The organism is Chitinophaga pendula (assembly GCF_020386615.1).
In the GTDB taxonomy this organism is placed as follows: domain Bacteria; phylum Bacteroidota; class Bacteroidia; order Chitinophagales; family Chitinophagaceae; genus Chitinophaga; species Chitinophaga pendula.
Map to the genome: position 1 here is coordinate 2,619,847 of NZ_CP077769.1, position 18,896 is coordinate 2,638,742.

Annotated in this window: 14 protein-coding genes; 6 read left to right on the forward strand and 8 right to left on the reverse strand. The window is 50.5% G+C overall.

Annotated features, from left to right (window positions below; translation table 11 throughout):
* Both KTO58_RS09400 and KTO58_RS09405 read left to right on the forward strand, forming a co-directional pair.
* Positions 1–1,638, forward strand: coding sequence for a RagB/SusD family nutrient uptake outer membrane protein (locus tag KTO58_RS09400; RefSeq protein ID WP_095839608.1), 1,638 nt, complete (start codon positions 1–3; stop codon positions 1,636–1,638).
* 152 nt (positions 1,639–1,790) lie between these two features.
* The gene (locus tag KTO58_RS09405; protein WP_095839607.1) at positions 1,791–3,323 is read left to right on the forward strand and encodes a sulfatase family protein; all 1,533 of its coding nucleotides are present in this window, start codon (positions 1,791–1,793) and stop codon (positions 3,321–3,323) included.
* Between the two features lie 279 nt (positions 3,324–3,602).
* Here the strand turns inward: KTO58_RS09405 and KTO58_RS09410 are convergent, their stop codons facing one another.
* The 3 genes from KTO58_RS09410 to KTO58_RS09420 all read right to left on the reverse strand — a co-directional run bounded on the left by KTO58_RS09410 (position 3,603) and on the right by KTO58_RS09420 (position 7,037).
* Entirely contained in the window at positions 3,603–4,241 is a 639-nt protein-coding gene (locus KTO58_RS09410) for a response regulator transcription factor (protein ID WP_095839606.1), read from the reverse strand.
* Positions 4,228–6,171, reverse strand: a complete 1,944-nt coding sequence (locus tag KTO58_RS09415; protein WP_095839605.1) for a sensor histidine kinase — start codon at positions 6,169–6,171, stop codon at positions 4,228–4,230. Before KTO58_RS09415 ends, KTO58_RS09410 begins: the two co-directional genes overlap by 14 nt.
* 77 nt (positions 6,172–6,248) lie before the next feature.
* Complete coding sequence (locus tag KTO58_RS09420; RefSeq protein ID WP_095839604.1) at positions 6,249–7,037, reverse strand: PhzF family phenazine biosynthesis protein; 789 nt, start codon at positions 7,035–7,037, stop codon at positions 6,249–6,251.
* A gap of 247 nt (positions 7,038–7,284) precedes the next feature.
* Here KTO58_RS09420 and KTO58_RS09425 point away from each other — a divergent pair, with 247 nt between their 5' ends.
* Both KTO58_RS09425 and KTO58_RS09430 read left to right on the forward strand, forming a co-directional pair.
* Complete coding sequence (locus tag KTO58_RS09425; RefSeq protein ID WP_095839603.1) at positions 7,285–7,971, forward strand: VIT1/CCC1 transporter family protein; 687 nt, start codon at positions 7,285–7,287, stop codon at positions 7,969–7,971.
* Positions 7,972–8,071: 100 nt separating this feature from the next.
* Positions 8,072–9,052, forward strand: a complete 981-nt coding sequence (locus KTO58_RS09430; protein WP_095839602.1) for a sugar phosphate isomerase/epimerase family protein — start codon at positions 8,072–8,074, stop codon at positions 9,050–9,052.
* An 86-nt stretch (positions 9,053–9,138) separates the two neighbouring features.
* Here the strand turns inward: KTO58_RS09430 and KTO58_RS09435 are convergent, their stop codons facing one another.
* The 4 genes from KTO58_RS09435 to KTO58_RS09450 form a co-directional block, all read right to left on the reverse strand.
* Positions 9,139–10,227 carry a phytase gene (locus KTO58_RS09435; protein ID WP_095839601.1) on the reverse strand — a complete coding sequence of 363 codons (1,089 nt, stop codon included), beginning with the start codon at positions 10,225–10,227 and terminating at the stop codon, positions 9,139–9,141.
* Positions 10,228–10,278: 51 nt separating this feature from the next.
* The gene (locus KTO58_RS09440) at positions 10,279–11,541 is read right to left on the reverse strand and encodes a right-handed parallel beta-helix repeat-containing protein (protein WP_095839600.1); all 1,263 of its coding nucleotides are present in this window, start codon (positions 11,539–11,541) and stop codon (positions 10,279–10,281) included.
* Between the two features lie 33 nt (positions 11,542–11,574).
* Positions 11,575–14,340 carry a TonB-dependent receptor gene (locus KTO58_RS09445; RefSeq protein ID WP_095839599.1) on the reverse strand — a complete coding sequence of 922 codons (2,766 nt, stop codon included), beginning with the start codon at positions 14,338–14,340 and terminating at the stop codon, positions 11,575–11,577.
* Between the two features lie 212 nt (positions 14,341–14,552).
* The gene (locus KTO58_RS09450) at positions 14,553–16,208 is read right to left on the reverse strand and encodes a tetratricopeptide repeat protein (protein ID WP_225860165.1); all 1,656 of its coding nucleotides are present in this window, start codon (positions 16,206–16,208) and stop codon (positions 14,553–14,555) included.
* A 90-nt stretch (positions 16,209–16,298) separates the two neighbouring features.
* On the opposite strand from KTO58_RS09450, the gene KTO58_RS09455 reads away from it, so the two are divergent.
* Both KTO58_RS09455 and KTO58_RS09460 read left to right on the forward strand, forming a co-directional pair.
* On the forward strand, positions 16,299–16,919 hold the full coding sequence (locus tag KTO58_RS09455; RefSeq protein WP_095839598.1) for a GNAT family N-acetyltransferase: 621 nt from the start codon (positions 16,299–16,301) through the stop codon (positions 16,917–16,919).
* Positions 16,920–16,979: 60 nt separating this feature from the next.
* Positions 16,980–17,801, forward strand: a complete 822-nt coding sequence (locus KTO58_RS09460; protein WP_095839597.1) for a hypothetical protein — start codon at positions 16,980–16,982, stop codon at positions 17,799–17,801.
* A 352-nt stretch (positions 17,802–18,153) separates the two neighbouring features.
* On the opposite strand, the gene KTO58_RS09465 is transcribed toward KTO58_RS09460, so the two are convergent.
* Entirely contained in the window at positions 18,154–18,894 is a 741-nt protein-coding gene (locus KTO58_RS09465) for a GLPGLI family protein (RefSeq protein ID WP_095839596.1), read from the reverse strand.
* Positions 18,895–18,896 lie beyond the last annotated feature (2 nt).

The following is an 18,896-nucleotide window of genomic DNA, read 5'->3' on the forward strand; positions in this document are numbered from 1 at the left end:
ATGCGACAGATACGCAATTACTATATACAACTATTATTGCTGTTATTATTAGGCGGTGTGGCCTGTAACAAGGAGCTGGAGAAGTCGCCGCTGGACCGGTTTGACACCAGTACATTCTGGACGAACGAGACGAATGTGATGCTGGCATTGACGGGGGTGTACCGAGGTAATATACAGGCGAACGGTGCGGAGTTCAGTCCGACGGACTGGTGGTCTTATAACGGGTTGTTATTTTTGGAATTTGCCAGTGACAATGCATTTGACCGGCGGGGGGAGAATTCGCCCTTTCATAAGCTGAGTGACGGTACATTGACGGCTACGAATGGTATTTTGCCGCAGTACTGGGCGAACAGTTATGTACGGGTGGCGCGCAGTAATTATTTCCTGGAGAATGTGGGGAAGGCGCCGATATCTGATGTGCTGAAGGCGCGATTGAGTGCGGAGGTGCGGTTTATCCGGGCATGTCAGTATTTCTATTTATCGCAATATTGGGGGGCGGCGCCTTTGGTGACGCAGACGTTGACGCCGGAGCAGGCGAATACGGTGCGGAAGGCGCCGAAGGGGCAGGTGGTGCAGTTTGTGATCGACGAGCTGACGGCGGCAGCGGCGGTATTGCCCCGTCACAAGGATATACCCGCATCGGAGCGGGGGCGTGCGAGCAAGCAGGCTGCGCTGGCATTTTTAGGCCGTATCCTGCTGGCGGAAGGGCGTTATGCGGAAGCGGCCGCTGCTTACAAGATGATCATTGATTTTGGCGATAATATCATCGACCCTAATTTCCAGACGATATTCCTGGTATCGAACAAGAACAGTAATGAGCATGTGTTCAGTACGCAGTACCTGGAGAATCTGGAGCCGAATGGGATGTTACAGCATTTCTTTCCGGCGGTGGCTGGCGGCTGGCATATTTTCTGCCCGCTGGGCAGCCTGGTGGAGTCATTTGAGTTTGCGGACGGCACGCCATTTTCCTATACGGATGCCCGTTATACGGCTGTTGATATAGGTAGGGACCGTGATCCGCGGTTGAAGTATACGATCTTATATAACGGGCAGCCCTTTAAGGGGCTGGCGTATAGTACGCATCCGGATTTCAATACGCCGGATCAGTTGGGGGCCGGTAAGCAGACGACGCAGACGGGTTATGGACTAAAGAAGTTTGTGGACGAAGGGTTTTCGGGTAACCTGGTGAACTATGGGGGGAATGTGCCGGTGATCCGGTATGCGGAGGTGTTGTTGAGTTATCTGGAGGCGGTGTTGGAGAGTGGGCAGCCGGTGACGCAGGCTTTGCTGGATCAGACGATCAATGCGGTGCGAGGCCGAGCGACGGTGAACATGCCTCGGATCACGCAGACGAATGTGACATTGCTGCGGGATATCGTGCGGCGTGAGCGCCGGGTGGAGCTGGCCTGTGAGGGTATCCGTTACTGGGACCTGTTGCGATGGAAGGTGGCGGGGCAGGCGTTGAACGGGGATTTTTACGGGGCGCCATATCCCGGGGCGGTGAAGTTGCGAAAGAAGGGAACGGTGACGGACCCTTATAGCCGTTGGTATGTGACGACGCGGGCATTCCGGGTGGGTACGGACGAGGTGTGGCCGGTGCCGCAGAGTGAGACGAATATCAATCCTAATTTAAAATAAGCGATAAGTACTCTATCGCAGGAATAAGCAGCTATTATTCCAGGCAAGCGAAGAACAGTGGTCATCGGCGGGCGCATATCCTGCCGGTGATAGCTTGCTGAAGGGAGGTACGTAACGAAGTAAGTATTTAATTGACTATAAAACGATGAATGATGAAGCGATTGCGATTAAAGCTGCGAATGACCGGTATAGGCATCTGTGCGCTGTTAAGTATTTCTGTATACGGGCAATCTGCGCAGCGGCCTAACATTGTGCTTATTTATGCGGATGACCTGGGATTTGGGGATGTGAGTTGTTATGGTGCGAAGCGGATTTCGACGCCTAATATTGACCAGCTGGCGCGGCAGGGGGTACGGTTTACGAATGCGCATGCTTCTTCGTCGACGTGTACGCCATCGCGGTATTCTATGTTGACGGGGGAGTATGCGTGGCGGCATGCGGGTACGGGTATTGCGCCCGGTAATGCGGCGTTGATCATTCCGCAGGACAGGATCACGCTGCCGGGGATGTTGCAGCGTGCTGGTTATCAGACGGCAGCTATCGGCAAGTGGCATTTAGGTATAGGTGGGCCGGAGGGGCCGGACTGGAATGGGGAGTTGAAGCCCGGGCCGCTGGAGGTAGGATTTAACTATGCGTTTCTGATGCCAGCTACTGCTGACCGGGTGCCCTGTGTGTTTGTGGAGGATCACCGGGTGGTAAACCTGGACCCGGCAGATCCTATTACGGTAAGTTATAAGCAGCCGCTCGGGGATGCGCCTACGGGGCGTAATAATCCGGAGTTGCTGAAGATGAAAGCCTCTCACGGTCATGACCAGGCGATTGTGAACGGCGTGGGGCGTATTGGTTATATGACCGGTGGGAAGCGGGCGTTGTGGGTGGATGAGGACCTGGCTAAGACATTTACGGATAAGGCGATCTCCTTTATAACGCAGCACCGGCAGCAGCCCTTTTTTGTGTACCTGGCGACGCATGATATACACGTGCCGCGGGTGCCGCATTCGCAGTTTGCGGGTAAGAGCGGTATGGGGCCACGCGGGGATGCCATTTTGCAGCTGGACTGGACGGTAGGCCGGATTATGGAGACGCTGCAGCGATTGCAGCTGTCGGATAATACGATTGTGATCTTCAGCAGTGATAACGGGCCGGTGGTGGATGACGGTTACCAGGACCAGGCGGTGGAGTTGTTGGGAAGTCACCGGCCGAGCGGGCCATTGCGCGGAGGTAAGTACAGTGCTTTTGATGCCGGGACGCGTATCCCGATGATCGTGCGTTGGCCGGGGCAGGTAAAGAAGGGGACCTCCGGGGCTTTGTTAAGCCAGGTGGACCTGTTAGCTACGCTGGCGAAGCTGACGGGGCAGTCTTTGGGTCAGGAGGATGCGCCGGATAGTTTTGATATGTTGCCCGCTTTCCTGCATCAATCAGAAAAGGGGCGTAACAGCCTCGTAGCGCACGCCGGGGTACTTTCCATTATCCGAGGTGACTGGAAGTATATTCCTGCCTCTAAAGGGCCCCGGAAGGACAATCACGTGAATATAGAGCTCGGTAATGATCCGGCTCCGCAATTATATGATCTTCGAAAGGACCTTGGGGAGCAGCGGAATGTGGCGGCGACGCATCCTGCGTTGGTGAAGGAGCTGGCTGCGGAGCTGGATCGGATACGGACGAAGGGGAGTGAAAGGCCGTAGTAAGGTTGGGGGCATCAGTTGTGTACTTTCAGTACGGCAGCTGCGAAAAGGGGCTGTTTCTTTAGAAGAGGCAGCCTCTTTTTTGTGCCCCGCGGAAGATATGCTTGATTTTTTATATTCGACTATCTATCTCGTTATCAGCCGGTTGCAATTTTGTTGCCTATAGGCTGTATAAGCGTTGTATAAGCATTGTATATGCAACTATATGCCTCGCTTATACAATGACTATACGAATGCTATAGGAATGCTACAGGAGAGCTATAGGAATGATGTGTTGGATCAGAGGTTATGTTCGGTGGCGAACCTGATAAGTTCGGCGGTTGATCTCAGTTCGAGTTTATGGATGATGTTTTTGCGATGGGTGTTGACGGTATATTCAGACAGGAATAGTTTGGCGGCGATCATGGGGGTGGTGAGGCCGTCTCGGATGAGGCGTGCGATTTCTTTTTCCCTGGGGGAGAGGAGGGATAGTTTGATGAATGCTTTATCGGAGAGTTCTGCCTGGAAGGTATTTTTATCTTTTGGGAATACGTAGTTTCCCTGGAGGATGCTTTTGATGGTATCGATGAGTACGGGGGCATCGGCGCCTTTGTAGAGGAATCCTTTGGCGCCTGCTTTACGGACGCGCGCTATGATCTCGTCGGAGGTGTACATGCTGAGGACGAGGATTTTGAGGAGGGGGAAGGCGGTATGCAGGAGTGGGAGGGCGGTGAGGCCGTCGAGGGCAGGCATATTGATATCGAGGATGACGAGGTCGGTTTTGCCCGGGTTGGCATGGAGGAAGTCGAGGAGGTCTTTGCCATTGGAGAATGTTTCCTGTACGGTATAGTCCTCTTCTTCAGCGAGGATGTGTATGAGTCCGGATACGAGCATTTTATGGTCGTCGGCGATGATGATATTTATTTCAGGAGGCTGCATAATTGTTGGGGATGTTAATGATGATGGTGGTTCCTGCCGGTGTGCTGTCGATGAATATTTCGCCGGCGAGGTATTCGACCCTGGAGCGGGTATTTTTCATGCCGATGCCGGTGGGGGTGGTGGATGGGTTGGTGTTGTATCCTTTCCCATTGTCTTCGGCGATCAGTTGTATCCGTTGATCATCTATGAGGCCCTGTATCATGGCTTCTGATGCATTGGCATGGCGGAGGATGTTGTGCGTCAGTTCTGTCATGATGCGGAAGATGACGAGTTGGATATCCTGTGGCAGGATGTCCAGCCGGGCTTCGAGATAGCTTCTGAGCACGATGGTGGCGGAGCGGTTGATGTTGGATATCCAGTCTTCGAGGGATGTGACCAGTCCTTTCTGTGCGAAGTCGGCCGGCATGAGTTCGTGGCTGAGGTTGCGGATATCGTGTTGTACGGATTGGAGGTGTTGTGCTATTTCCTGGCTGTAGTCCTTGAGTAGGGGTGATTGTTCGATGAGGGTGCGCAGTTGTTTTCGTTGCAGGAGGAGCCGTATGTACATGATCTTGGCGCCAAGGCCATCGTGTAGTTCTGCTGCGAGGCGTTTGCGTTCATCGTCTTGAGCGAGGATGAGGCGAGCGGAGAGGGAGGCTTTGTTTTGCAGTTCCTGTACCTGCATTTTGCCTACCTGCTGCAAGGTGTATCTGAACCGGCCGGTGAGGAGTATGGATAGGGAGAGGAGTTCGAAGAACAGGCCCCAGGCCAGTGCGTTGGGTTTGACCAGGTTAAAGTTGGTGATGCCTAGGTGGTTGAGCATAAACAAGGTGCAGCCGGCGGCGAAGAAAAAAAAGGTGATGGCATAGTACCAGCAAAGCCGGCGGCCTTGTAAGATACCTTTGGCGAGGGAGAGCAATATAAATAATAACGAGAGTGCGATGATGAGGTCGGCTGTTTTCTTCAGTGTATGTATGGTAGCATACTGATGATGCCGATAGGTAAGATATATGACGAGAGACTGTATGGCTATAAAAAGTATGCATGCTATTGTAAAGAGAATGCCGATACGGTTCCAGCGGGGCATCTGTTTCTGCTGGCCTATGAACAGCTGCATGATCATGATACCTGCGGCGCAGCTTAGCAACATAAAATTATACTGCCCGATGTACCAGGCGGCATCGTATAGCCACTGGGGTAATATGAGGGCATCGATGCCATCTTCCATGAGTAGGAAGCAGGTGTTGGCGAGTACGTAGAGGCTGTACCAGAGGTATATCCTGTCGCGCAGGAAACAATAGAGGATGAGGCTGAAGCAGAAGCTAAAGAGATAAAAGCCCAGCAGCCATGACCAATGCTGGTCGAATAGGAAAAGTTGTTCCCATTTGAGGAAGTCTTCTGTGGTGGTGATATCGGTGGGGAAGTAAATATTTCCGGAGGGATGGGATATGCACAGGTATAGTATGGCATTTTCCTGCGGTTGTAGTACGAAAGGCATACTTAAGGCCCTGGAGGGGAACAGGCGGTTGGCGGCGACGAGGTGCGAGGAGCTTTGTCCCAGTGCTTTTATGCCGGCGGTATCTTTTTTAAAGAGGGATACGGTATCGACGAAGTTGTATATACTCCAGAGGAAGGCTGTGGGTAGTGTACAGGAGTTTCTGGCACTTACCCTGAGCCATATACGTTTTTCTACATATCCCAAGTTGAGGGTACGATGGGGTGTCCATTTGCGGAAGGCGCCCTGTATGAAGGCGCTGTCAGCGGTGAAGGGGTTGATGGTATCGTGGTATGACTGGAGCCAGTAGGTATAATAGTCGGCGAGGTGTTCGTCATTGCGATCTTTGAGTTGCAGGATGGGTTGGTTGTGCTGCTCCCGGGCCTGTCCTGCACCGGTGAGGGCGTGGAGGATGATCAGCACGATCAGCAGGCAGTGAGGCAGGGGATTATTCATATGACTGCAAGATCTGTATAGTATGATAGAATTAAAATACCAAAATGTTGGTATACTCAATGACCAGGCATGTAATGTTATACTATCCAGCAGGCGCCTTTGAGGTAGGTGCGAGCTTTGCCGCTGATGTTGACCCTTTGGCCCTTGTTTGTACAATACAATTTGCCCAGGCGGCTGGACACCTGCAAGGCGAACATTTCCTGTTTATTGAGTATGGAGGCCCAGTAGGGGATCAGGGAGCAGTGGGCGGAGCCGGTTACGGGATCTTCTAGTATGGTGGATTGTGGTGTGAAGAAGCGGGATACGAAGTCGGACCGTTCGCCTTTGGCGGTGATGATGACGCCGCCGGGGTCGAGGTTGATCTGATCGAATATTTGTCTGTCGATGCGGATGTTCCTGACATCGGTTTCTGTGTTGTATACGAGGACGTAGTCGCGGGCTTTGAGGACGGCGACTGGTTGTATGCTGATGGCATCGCGGATGATATCTGGCAGTGGTGCGGGGGAAGGCATACGTGCGGGGAGGTCGAGGCGATAGGTATCGTTTTCGAAGGTGACGATGAGTTCACCGCTGAGGGTATGAAAGGATATTTGGTCATTGGTGTAGCCCAGGTGTTGTTTGATGACGTGGGCGGTGGCGAGGGTGGCATGTCCGCAGAGGTCCATTTCTATGTCGGGTGTGAACCAGCGGAGGAGGGCGCTTTCCTGCTGTAGTATGAAGAAGGCCGTTTCGGCTACGGCATTTTCTGCTGCGATCTGTAGCATTTGTGTGTCGGGTAGCCATTCGGTCAAGGGTACTACGCATGCGGGGTTGCCACCGAAGAGGGTATCGGTAAAGGCGTCGATCTGATAGATATCCAGTTGCATAATCAGCCAGTTTTAGTGGATCAGCAGGGGCGTCATGGAGATGGAGCCCATGACCAGCTGATCGTTGAACAAAGAAACGGATTCTTTGTCATCCTGGAGGACTAAAGTGTATAGTAATGGCAGATAGTGTTAGGAGGTGGGGTTGGCAAGGTCGAATGCTTTTCTTTGGGACTGGAAAGCGATGAGGTTCTTATGGTCTTTTTTGCTGATGAGTGTTCTTATGTGTCAATCGTAGTATCTTAGGTATATGAATCACCAGGAGTATCATTTAAAGAGTTCGGATTTTATACGGGATGTGGTTATTGGTATGAGTGACGGGTTGACGGTTCCTTTTGCGTTGGCGGCGGGGTTGAGTGGGGCGGTGGCCAGTAATTCGATTGTTATTACGGCGGGGATAGCGGAGATTGTGGCGGGGAGTATTGCGATGGGGTTGGGTGGTTACCTGGCGGGTAAGACGGAGTTGGAGCATTATGCCAGCGAGTGGCGGCGGGAGCACCGGGAGGTGGAGGAGGTACCTGAGCAGGAGATGCAGGAGGTGAAGGAGGTCTTTGCCGGTTATGGGATCGATGAAGCCGGGCAGCAGCTGATCGCTACGGCGTTGGCGAAGGATAAGGACAAGTGGGTCGATTTTATGATGAAGTTCGAGTTAGGGTTGGAGGAGCCGGACAAGTACCGAGCGAGGGATTCTGCGTTGACGATCGGGCTGGCGTACGTGGTGGGGGGATTGTTGCCATTGTCCTCTTATTTCTTTACGGCGCGGCCGCATGACGGGTTGTTGTTGTCGGTGGTGGTGACGACGGTTTGTTTGTTCATTTTCGGGTATTTCAAGAGTAAGTTGACGGGGCAGCCGCCCTTTACGGGGGCGTTGAAGGTAACGGCGATCGGGTTGATTGCGGCGGCGGCGGCTTTTGGTATTGCGACGGCGATCGGGTAGGGGGGTGCTAAAATGTGCTAAAAAGAAATCCGGAATAAATAACAATGAAGTATTAAATTAGGCGTTTAAACATTATTCCACGCAGTAAGTAAAGCGATTTATGGCACTTAATAGTTCAAGACGTAGTTTTCTTCAGCAGACCGGGCTCCTGGCAGCAGGTCTTTTATTACCCCGTAGTATTTTTGCTTATGCACCTGATAAGGCGTTACCTAAGAAGATAGGTTTGCAGTTGTATACATTGCGTGACCTGCTGGCGAAGGATGCGAGGGGTACGTTGGCGAAGGTAGGGGCGATTGGTTTCCGGGAAGCGGAGACATTTTATGGTTACCAGGGTGCACAGGATAAGGGATTATTCTGGGGATTGACGCCGAAGGAGCTGAAGAAGGTATTGACGGACAATCAGCTGCGTACTCCGAGTGGGCACTATCAGCTAAATGAGTACCTGACGCCCGGTAATGGCAAGGATGATGCGTTGAAGGTGCAGGCGGAGCTGGCGGCGGTGTTGGGTCAGCAGTACCTGATTGTGCCTATTTTACCGTTGGGATTGTGGGAGAAGGAGTTGACGGCGGATGATTATAAACATATCGGACATCAGCTGAATAAGGCCGGTGAATATTGTAAGCAGTTTAACCTGAAGGTGGGATATCACAATCACCACTGGGAGTTCAAGCAGCTGGGCGGCGGTAGTACGGGTTATGAGGTAATGTTGAAGGAGACGGACCCCAGCCTGGTTGGTTTTGAGTTGGACTTGTTCTGGGCGGTGAAGTCGGGATTTGATCCTATCAAATTATTCCGTGAGGCGCCGGGCCGGTTTATGGCATGGCATGTGAAGGATATGGATAAGAACAATACGGCCAGTTTGTTTGCTACGGATACGAAAGGTAAAAATTCGCAGCAGTTGCTTGGCGGTGTTACGTTTGCGGAGGTGGGTACGGGAAGTATTGATTTCCGTAAGATCTTTGCGCAGGCGAAGCTGGCAGGTGTTAAACATCTGTATGTGGAGCAGGACCGGATCACGATTGATCCGATCGAGAGTGTGACGAAGAGTTTTACGTATGTGAAGAACAGCCTGTTGAAATAGGCGATAGATTATACAGGGGAACGCCTCCTTTACCGGATAGCGACAAGCTGCCGGTGAAGGAGGCGTTCGTGTGTGGGCCCTTGTTATTAACGGCTTGGGGCCATCTTTAATGTTTTGCCAGCGATATCTTCCCAGCGGTAGAGGTGGAAGGTCTTGTTATCGCTCATGGCGACGAACAGGCCATGGCGGAAGGTCTCGTTAAGGGGGATGGCGACGACATCGGAGCCATCGCTGTGGTTGGCGCTCACTTTCACGACTTTGAGTGGGTTGTGTTGATGAGGATTTCCATTGGCGCCTTCCCGTGGAAAGATGTGAAATTTGTTGGCGCCCTGATCGGAGACGAGGATGTATCCGGTGCTATCGGTGAGTTGATAGATGGAGATGCCTTCGTGGTCTTCTGTGAAGCCTGTGGTGGCGAAGAGGGCGAGTTCTTGGTTACCTTTTTCGGGATCGGCGAAGTATTTGCGGACACCTTTTCCTTCGTCGGAGTAGTAGATGTATCCCAGTTGCTGATCGACGGCGATAGCTTCTATTTCTTTGCCACCGCTATATTGGCCGAATTTGCGTACGAGGGATGCTTTTACATGGCCGGCGCCATCATCTTCGAGGAGGTATTGCCAGAGGTAGCTACCGGAGGGGCCGGATTTGCGGCCTACGATGGCATATTGTTGTCCTTTTTTATTCTTATACAAGGCGACACCCATGGGTGCGTGGTTATCTTCCGGTTGTTCGCCGGAGAATACGGGTATTCCGCCCTGGTCGACAGGTTGCATGCCGGGTACGGAGAAGATGCGTAGTTTGCTGTTCAGGCGTTCGGTGGCGACGGCGATATCGGTGGGTTTGCCCAGGAGGGGTAGGCCATATGCGATGTCTACGTTGTTAGGGCGTTTGAGGCCTTTCACTACTTTATCCTGTTGGATCTTGCCCTGCAGGTTGAATACGTAGAGGGCGCCATCTTCGGATTTGTCGGTACCGATGATGAGGCTTTGGGCGGGATTGGCAGGGTTGATCCAGATGGCTGGGTCATCGCTGTCGTAGGCGACTGCTTCGGTTACGATGGCAGGCTGTATGGTGCTATCTTGAGATTGCTGTACTGCTGTTTTTGTGTCATAGGTAGTACAGGCTGCCAGTGCGGTATATGCGCCGGCAGCTATTGGAATCACATATTTAATCATAATTGATCAGTTGAAGGGCAGGGATGTTGGTGTCCCTGCCCGCCGTAAAAATTACTTGGAGCCGAGTGCGCCGATGAAGGAAGCCGGTTCGGGAGATTTGTAGGTTACTCCATTTACTACCAGGCCGGCGGCGTGGTGGCGGGTGAAGCCTACTTTACCTTTACCGATGGCGGGGGAGCCTGCTTGGAGGGCGAAGTCCCATGCGGTATTGAAGGTAGCGTTCTTGGTATCGGTGGTCAGCGGGTAGTTTATGAATTTAGGATCGTTAGCGCCTACGGTGGTACTGATGACATCATTGGTACCAGTGATGATCTCTGCGGACGGCTGGAACTGGGTTACGCCATCTTGGGTAGCGCCGTAGTAGAGGGTATTGCCGAAGGTAGAGCGGTTATCTTCGGGGTTTACTTTATCTCTTTTGATGCCATAGCGATCGTTTGCGAGCAGGTTGTTGTAGAGGTCTACTCTTACATTTTTTTCCAGCCATATGGAGCCACCTTTGGTGGTAGGTCTTCTCCAGCCAGCGTTTACGATGGTATTGTTATAACCGATCACATAAGCCTGGGGGCTGCGTTCGCCGGCGTTAGACAGTTTCATCCCATTGGTATTGGGGCTGTAGATCACGTTGAAGGCTATGTCGGCGAGGCTGCCGGATTTGATGTTGATGGCTTCACCGCCGGAGATACCGGTTGTGTAGAAGGTATTGTTGGCGATGAGCAGTTTACCCCCTTCGAGGTAGAATGCATCTTCGTTGAAGTTGCGGATGGTGCTGTTGACAACTACGAGTTTACCATTAACGTTACCGTAGTAGAGGGCCGGTACGTGTTCGCCAGCGATGGCTTTGTACAGGCCGGCTTTTACGGAGGCGGAGGATTCGGTGGTTACGGCGCCACCATATTCAACGGTGGTGTATTGCAGAACCATTTCATTACAGGTAGGCGCTGCGATGATACCACCCCAGAGGTTACCGAATTGGTTGGCGGCGGTTTTATTGTTGTCGGCTACGGTGAACTTTACGGGATTCTGGGCGGTGCCGAGGCTGTAGAGGTTACCTTTTACGATGATCTCGGGTTTTACTACGGTATCATTCAGTAATACGGTGACGCCTTCTTCGATGGTGAGGGATTTGCCTTCCGGGATGAAGAGGTGTCCGCTGATCTTGTAGGTGCTTCCTTTTTTCCAAACGCCGGAAACGTCTCCGGAAACGTTTTCCTGTGTAGGGTTGCCGCCCTGGGGATCAGGAGTGGTATTGTCTTTCTTACTACAGGCTGAGAGCAGGCTGGCTACTACAAAGGCATGTAAGCATAACTTTTTCATGTGTCGTTCTTTTTATGAATGATAGATTTTTGTTTATAGTTTATAGCGTACACCGGCGAGGTAGGTACGTTGGTAGTAGTCGCGGCGGATGAGTGTTTGTCCGTTGCGTGCCTGTTCGGGAATAAAGTCTTTGTTGTTCGGATTGTTCTTGATATATACTTCGAGTGGCGTATTGAGCAGGTTGTTGGCTTTGAGGAAGCAGGTGATATGTCCCCATGTTTTTTCCACGGAGAAATCGAGTTGTACGAATCCTTTTTGCCAGAGGTCGTTGTCGAGGAACTGCGATACGGTGTTGATCCTTTCGCCGGTATAGTTACCTGCTAGTTGGGCTTCCCAGCCGTGGGCGAGGTCTTTATAGAGCAGGGAGAGGTTACCGACGTGAGCGGACTGTCCGTATAGCGGGCGTGATTGTTCGACGGTGATGGTTTCGAGGTCGCCATTATTTTCTGTGCGGCGTATCCTTTTGGATTTGGCGGTGGTGATAGCGGAGTGGGTGTAGGTATAGTTGGCTTTTATGCCGAAGTGGCGGAAGTATTTGATCATATCGAGTTCGAGGCCGTAGTTGGTGGCGTTACCGAAGTTGCCCGGCATGAGGTAGATGTCTTGTCCGCGGTTTTTATCCGGTTGCAGGGTGAACTCGATGGGATTGTATATTTTCTTGTAGAATATGCCCGCCATGAATTGTTCGGAAGGGCGGGGGAAAAATTCGTATCGGAGGTCGTAGTTGTCTGCGGTGGCGTGTTTAAGATCGGGATCGCCTTTTTCGCGGTATTCTTCTCGGATGATGCCGGTGGGGATGATCTCTGCGAATCCGGGTCTGTTGAGAGACCTGAAGTAGGAGGCGCGGAGGTTGGTGCGTTGGTCCGGCATGTATTTAACATGCAGGCTGGGCAGCACGTCGGTGTAGGTTTGTTCGGATTCCGGGCGATCTTCTCCTACTTTGAAGCGCATGACATATCCCTGGCGGGTATTTTCCACCCTGGCGCCACCGGTTACTTCGAGGTGGGAGGCGCGGAGGTTGAACTGCAGGAATCCGGCGCTGATCTTTTCGGAGGCATCGTATGTTTGTCCGGAGGCTACGCTACCCTGTGGGTTTTGTACGGTCCACTGGATGTCTTCGTAGCGTTGGAAGTCTTTTCCGTATTCGGCAGTGAGGTTGGCTGGCAGCAGCTGGTAGTTATTATAGAAGTTGGTGCGTTGTTTATCGCGATAGAGGCCACCCAGTTTCCATTCTACGGGTATGCCGGCGATGGGTTGCAGGTAGTTGAGCTGTAGGTATGCGGCGAGGTCGCGATCGGTATTATGTTCCCAGCGGCGGCTGGCATTGCCGATGGTGGTACGTCTTTCTACGAAGTTTTCGCGGACGCCGCGGAGTGGGATGGTGGTATTATCCGGTTCGCGATTGCCTGCTTTTGCGTATACGGCGGACCATTGGAGGCTTAGGGGGTTGCTAAGTTGGTGTTCGCCCTGGAGGTTGCTGGTAAATATGTGCTGGCTGGTGAGGCGGGAGCGGGTATTGTATTCCAGTGCTGCGTTACCTTTAGCGGGATTGTAGCCGCCGGTGTTGAATACGGTGGCTTTTACGTCTCTTACCTGTACATTTTCGAGCTGCATGTAGGCGTTGTACCACTGCAGTTTATGCCGATCGTTGAATTTGTAGTCTGTTACGGCATGTATGCCGATACGTTCCTGTCTTTCGGAGTATTCGCGTTGGCTCATTTTGGTGAGTGAGACGCCGCGGGCGGTGTCTACTACTTCTGCATCGTAGAACAGGCTGTTGCTGCCACGGTAGGTGCGTTGGTAGCTACCGGCTACGAGTACACCCAGTTTGTTGTGCAGGAAGCGATCTCCGGCGGAGAAGCTACCTAATAGGTTGGGTACGGGACGTTTGGTGGAGTAGGTGGCGGTTACTTTAGCGAAATCCGAAGGGGTGGCATTGTAGGTGTTACCCAATTTCTCGTAAGGAGAGCTTTTGGACACTTTGCCTGCTTCGAAGCTCATGAAGTCGCGGTTCATGAACAGTTCGTTATATCCGGAGGAGAGGCTGGCCAGGAGGGAGCGACCGTTAGGGGCTGTTTTCATGACCATATTAATAGCGCCGCCGATGGCATCTGCTTCCATAGACGGCGTGAGTGCTTTATATACTTCCAGGCGATCCAGTAGTTCGGAAGGGAATATGTCCAGGGGGACATAGCGGTATTTATTGTCCGGGCTGGGGATCTTTACGCCATTTACCAAGGTATAGTTATAGCGTTTGTCCATGCCGCGGAGGATGGCGTATTGGCCATCGCCGTTGCTGTTGCGTTCTATGCTGACGCCCGATATACGTTGGGCGACGTTGGCTACGGTCATATCGGGTGATAGGGCGATGGCTTTGGCGGAGACGATGTTCATTACCTGGAGGGCCTCTTTCTCCATAGACCTGGCCTTTTGTTCGGCGGTAGTATTGCTGCGACCCGCTACGGTGACTTCATGGAGTTGTTTGTCGGAGGCAGGGGAGAGTACGATATTGATAATCACGTGGGCGTCGCCGGATACCTGTATATCGTGGGTGGCGGAGGTGAAGGAGAGGGAGGTGACGATCAGCTGGTAGTGGCCAGAAGGGACATCCTTTATAATGAAGGAGCCATCGAGGCCGGTGATGGTACCCAATGATTTGCTGCCTGTGAGCCGGACGGTAGCTCCGGGGATTGATTCCCCGGAACTTTGTACGGTGACCCTACCTTTAATGACACCTGCATAGGTAGGTAGGGCGAGATATAGGGATAAAAAAAATGCTAATAAAAGGCGACCTGACATACATGTTTTTTTTGTCACGGCAAATGTGCGAACAGGTGTTCTGGAGATCAAATTTGCCCCGTAAACAAAAAGTGAACAACGTTACAGCGGGCGTAGACAGACAGGCAACACCGTTAACATATGGACCGTAACTAATTGATAATTAATGACATTTGGCGTAACAAAATGGACATTAAGTAAATGTTACCGTAACATTACGGGAATGTGAACGGTTAAAGAGACTGGATAAAAGCGGAGAGGCTATCGCCTTGTTTGAGGTCTAGTTTTTTGCGCAGGCGGTATCTGACTACGCGTAAGCTATCGGGAGAGATGCCTAATAAGGTGGCCATGTCTGCTGAGCTGATATTCATTTTTAACAATGAGATGAGGCGGAGGTCGTTGGAGGTAAGATTATCACAACGCAGGCGAAGATTGTCATAAAATGACTGATGTACCTGTTCGAAGATCTGTCTGAATTCGTCCCAATGTTGGTCGTGGTTAAAATTCTGATTGATCTGTTGGAGTATCTGGCGGAGTTGTTTTTTCTGGTCGCGGCGTTCGTCTTTTATCATGACTTCTACCTGGCCGCGGAGTGTTTCCAGGAGTTGATTTTTCTGTATGATGTGGAGGGTATGGGTACTGAGTTCTTTACTTTTTACTTCCAGTTCGCCTTTGAGCTGGGCTTCCTGGAGTATTTTATGTTGGAGGGCGGTTTCTTTGAGGGCTTTTTCTGTTTCGTATAGGTCTTTATGTTGTCTGCTAAGCAGTTGTTCATTTTTAATTTTCAGGCGTTGGCGGCTGATGACGAGCCAGCCTAGTATTATTAATAGCAGTATCCCTACAATGGAGGCGTAGGTGATGAGGCGGTTGATATCGCGGGCATACTGGAGTTTTTCGATCTCGTTATTTTTCTTTTCGATATCGTAGATGGTTTGCAGGAGGGCGAGTTGTTTGCCATTACCGGCGGAGTAGATATTGAGCAGGTAATTGCGGCTTAGTTCGAGGTAGTGGTAGGCGCTATCGCTGTTGCCTAGCAGGTAAAAGGCTTTGCCCATATCCCGGTAGGCGCTGCAGAGCTGGTATTGTTCTTTTCTTTCGAAGGCCATGGCGGCTGCCTGCCGGCTTAACTGCAGGCCATCATGGTAGCGGCCGGTTTTTCTCAGTATATCTCCCAGGTTGTTGATGATCTCTATTTGTGCTGTTTCATCTTTGGTTTGTTTATTGAGTGCGAGGGCGAGGTTGAAGTTGGCGAATGCGGAGTCGTATTGTTCGAGGTCTTCGAAGATGCTGCCGATGTTCTCATATATTTTGGCCATGCCTTCCTGGTCGTTCAGCTGTTTATAGTGGGAGAGGGCGATGCGCTGGTAGAGGAAGGCGCTGTCGTGTTGTTGTTCTTTTTCGTAGAGGTGGCCGATCTTACCGTAGGTGGTGGCGATGCCAGCGGGATCGTTGATCTTGCGGTAGATGCGCATGGCCTCTTCGTATTCTTTTTTGGCGGCAGCAGGTTGTCTGTTATAATAATATAACATGCCTATGTCGTTGGTACAGGCGGCCAGTTGTGACCAGGAGGAACGCTGGCGAAATAGCTTCCCGGCTTGTAGCAGGTAGTCGAGTGCCTGGGGGTAGTGCCCCAGGTGGAAACATATGATGCCCATACGTTGCAGGTAGCCCGCTGCTTTCACCGGTTGATTGGCTTCGAGTGCCAGGTTACAGCTGTCTTTTAATACCAGGAAGCTGCTGTTGGTACTATTTTCTGCCGGGATCGTATGTACCGGTAACTGTTCTGCTGACTGTTGCAGCTGTGATTGTGCTTTAGCAGATGCGCCAGCGAAAAGCAGGCTACTTAATAAAATATAAATATGCGGTAGTAAAAAAAATGTTGTCCTCATCTGTCTAAACTATTTGCCCTGCGTCCCCGGCAGGGTACCCTTCTGGCGGCAAAGGAAGGGCTTTAATATTATGTAATTGTTAAGCCCGCCATGGGATGGCATTGTAGAAAGGGGCCGCTGCTTGTCAGCGGGAAGAATGAAATGTCCTATCTTAACGTCATGAAGATCAGCGTAACAGCACAAATTTTATTGGAAAGCATTGGCCAGGAACATGCAGCTGCCATTTTTGAACTGGTGAAAGCCAATAAGCAGCAACTGGGAGAGTGGCTGCCATGGGTAGGGAGGATGACGACGGTGACTCATTTTGAAACTTTTGTGGTAGCATCGATGAAGCGTGCAGAGCTGGGAGAGGAGCTGTCTTGTATCATCCGGGTAGGAGATGCGGTAGCCGGGCGGATCGGGTTATATAATATTGACGGGTATAACCGGATTGCAGATATCGGTTATTGGCTGGGGACCGCTTACCAGGGGCAGGGCGTTGTAACACTCGCCTGTGAGGAGTTGTTACGTTATGCTTTTGAGGTGTTACATCTGAACCGGATACAGATCAAGTGTGGTACGTTGAATGAAAAGAGCCAGGCTGTTCCTGAGCGCTTACATTTTACCAAGGAGGGGATTATCCGTCAGGGCGAGTATGTCAACAATCGATTTATAGATCTGTATTTGTATGCGATGGTACGGGAAGAGTGGCTAAAGAATAACAATAAGTAATTATATAATAGATACAAAGACGTTATCTTTATGCCCACAAATTGAAACCCAAAAAGAACCATGAAAACGAAATCCCACTTGTTACACCCGGTATTATTATGCCTGCTGTTACTTTGTTCTTCTTATGCCATGTCACAAACCGCGAAAGCAAAAGAAGATATTATTTACATGTTGAGCGGAGAAGAAAAACACGGTAAGATCCTTGAAGTCGGCACTGATACTTATAAGTTTGTGCACGCCAACGAGACATTAGTGTATACGTTAAAAAGGAATGACATTAGCAAGATCAGCTTTGCCAGCGGCCGTACGGAAGTGATCAATGCGCAGAGTAAGACTAAAGATGAGGTGATCGCGACCCAGGCGATAGACCCTAACCTGGTGGCCATATTGCCATTCAAGTACCGTAGCCTGAATGAGGGCCCCTCGCAAGGTCAGGGTACAGGACAGAAGCTGCAGGATGATGCGTATAACTACATGACAAAAAAGGCGCGGATATTCAAATTCCAGGATCCGCAGACGACGAATGCATTATTATACCGGAATGGTGTTGACGGAAACACGCTTAGCGGTTATACGTACGATGAGTTGTGTAAGATACTCGGTGTAGGGTATATTATACACGGAGGATTATCGCGCAGCAGTAAAGATGAGGTACAGACGATCCAGAATAAGTCTACCGAAGTAGAAGATAACAAGCGTAATCAGACGAATATGACCAACACGACGGTGGAGAGAAAATATGAAAACCAGGTAGCGATCAATATTTACAATCAGCGTAATGAGCGTATCTATACCAATCAGCGTACGGCGTTCTTTTCATCAGAGGATTCGTACCAGGATGCGATGCGTTATATGCTGAAGCGCTGTCCGCTATATAAGTAGGGTGATGTACTTTTTTGTTTATATTGAAATCCATAAAGAACCTTTATTTTTTTTATCCTATACGGTTCTTTATGGATTTTGACATCACAGTGATATTATTAACGTCGGGATATTTTCTGTATCTTAATAAGACCTTCGTTTGGCGCCATCAGCTACTGATCCGGCTATTATTCCCATTAAAAGTCTACTTCGCAATATTACCCATAATTTATATTATGTTAAATAGAGTACTTGGTCATTATTGTTTGTAATGAATTGAAAGCTAAAGCGATCTGATTCCTTTTATCACCAGATCGCTTTAGCTTTTCCTTTTTTAACCGGGTGCCTTTTTATTTATTCCTCTCTCCTGCTATTATTCATTGACTTTGCTTTCTACCATTCGCATAAATGCGATCTTGGAAGTTGTCACTTCTTTTAGGGCTAATACTTTTCCTTTGCTGGCAGCTTCTGATTTTTCGTCATAGGCGGACTGGAAATTTTTTGCGTCTGCTGTATAGCTGACTTTTGCGGTGATTGTTTCGTCGTAGTTGGTTTGCACCTTTATCACGAGTCCCGGTAAGCCATAATAAATGCCGGGGCCGTTGCCGATGGGAATATCCGGAGCAAACCAGGCGGCTACGTCCGGAGAGTTTTTCAGCATCGCTTTCAGGCATTTAAAGCCATTGACAACGGCTGTTTCTTTTGTTACATCCCAGTCCAATTCGGCGGTGTTGCCTTTAAAGAGGAACTCAGATGCCCCGAATTTCTCTCTACACGTATAGTTATTTTTATCATCTTTTACCGCGAATACGACATTTCCGATGGTGGATACGTTGGGTACTGAATGAATAGAATCTAAGGAAAAGACGGATGCCTGTGTTTTTGTATCTACGTACAGGGTATGATAAAATTTATATTCTGACAGTAAGGCTGCAATCTTGTTATACTGTTCGGGATTAGGAATCTGCTTTTTTAGCAATAATAAGATCTTGGGGGATTGTGGCGTGGTGACATAGGACACTTTCAATATTTTGCCGCTGTTTTGTGCCAATAGTGTGTTGGTTTGGCAGGTGATCAGGCTGAGCAGCGCTGCAACTAAGAGTTTTTGTTTCATAG

Bases quoted from the DNA above. Each gene is read 5' to 3' on its own strand.
- KTO58_RS09400 (WP_095839608.1), top strand. From the start codon at position 1: ATGCGACAGATACGCAATTACTATATACAACTATTATTGCTGTTATTA.
- KTO58_RS09405 (WP_095839607.1), top strand. From the start codon at position 1,791: ATGAAGCGATTGCGATTAAAGCTGCGAATGACCGGTATAGGCATCTGT.
- KTO58_RS09410 (WP_095839606.1), bottom strand. From the start codon at position 4,241: ATGCAGCCTCCTGAAATAAATATCATCATCGCCGACGACCATAAAATG.
- KTO58_RS09415 (WP_095839605.1), bottom strand. From the start codon at position 6,171: ATGAATAATCCCCTGCCTCACTGCCTGCTGATCGTGCTGATCATCCTC.
- KTO58_RS09420 (WP_095839604.1), bottom strand. From the start codon at position 7,037: ATGCAACTGGATATCTATCAGATCGACGCCTTTACCGATACCCTCTTC.
- KTO58_RS09425 (WP_095839603.1), top strand. From the start codon at position 7,285: ATGAATCACCAGGAGTATCATTTAAAGAGTTCGGATTTTATACGGGAT.
- KTO58_RS09430 (WP_095839602.1), top strand. From the start codon at position 8,072: ATGGCACTTAATAGTTCAAGACGTAGTTTTCTTCAGCAGACCGGGCTC.
- KTO58_RS09435 (WP_095839601.1), bottom strand. From the start codon at position 10,227: ATGATTAAATATGTGATTCCAATAGCTGCCGGCGCATATACCGCACTG.
- KTO58_RS09440 (WP_095839600.1), bottom strand. From the start codon at position 11,541: ATGAAAAAGTTATGCTTACATGCCTTTGTAGTAGCCAGCCTGCTCTCA.
- KTO58_RS09445 (WP_095839599.1), bottom strand. From the start codon at position 14,340: ATGTCAGGTCGCCTTTTATTAGCATTTTTTTTATCCCTATATCTCGCC.
- KTO58_RS09450 (WP_225860165.1), bottom strand. From the start codon at position 16,208: ATGAGGACAACATTTTTTTTACTACCGCATATTTATATTTTATTAAGT.
- KTO58_RS09455 (WP_095839598.1), top strand. From the start codon at position 16,299: ATGGGATGGCATTGTAGAAAGGGGCCGCTGCTTGTCAGCGGGAAGAAT.
- KTO58_RS09460 (WP_095839597.1), top strand. From the start codon at position 16,980: ATGAAAACGAAATCCCACTTGTTACACCCGGTATTATTATGCCTGCTG.
- KTO58_RS09465 (WP_095839596.1), bottom strand. From the start codon at position 18,894: ATGAAACAAAAACTCTTAGTTGCAGCGCTGCTCAGCCTGATCACCTGC.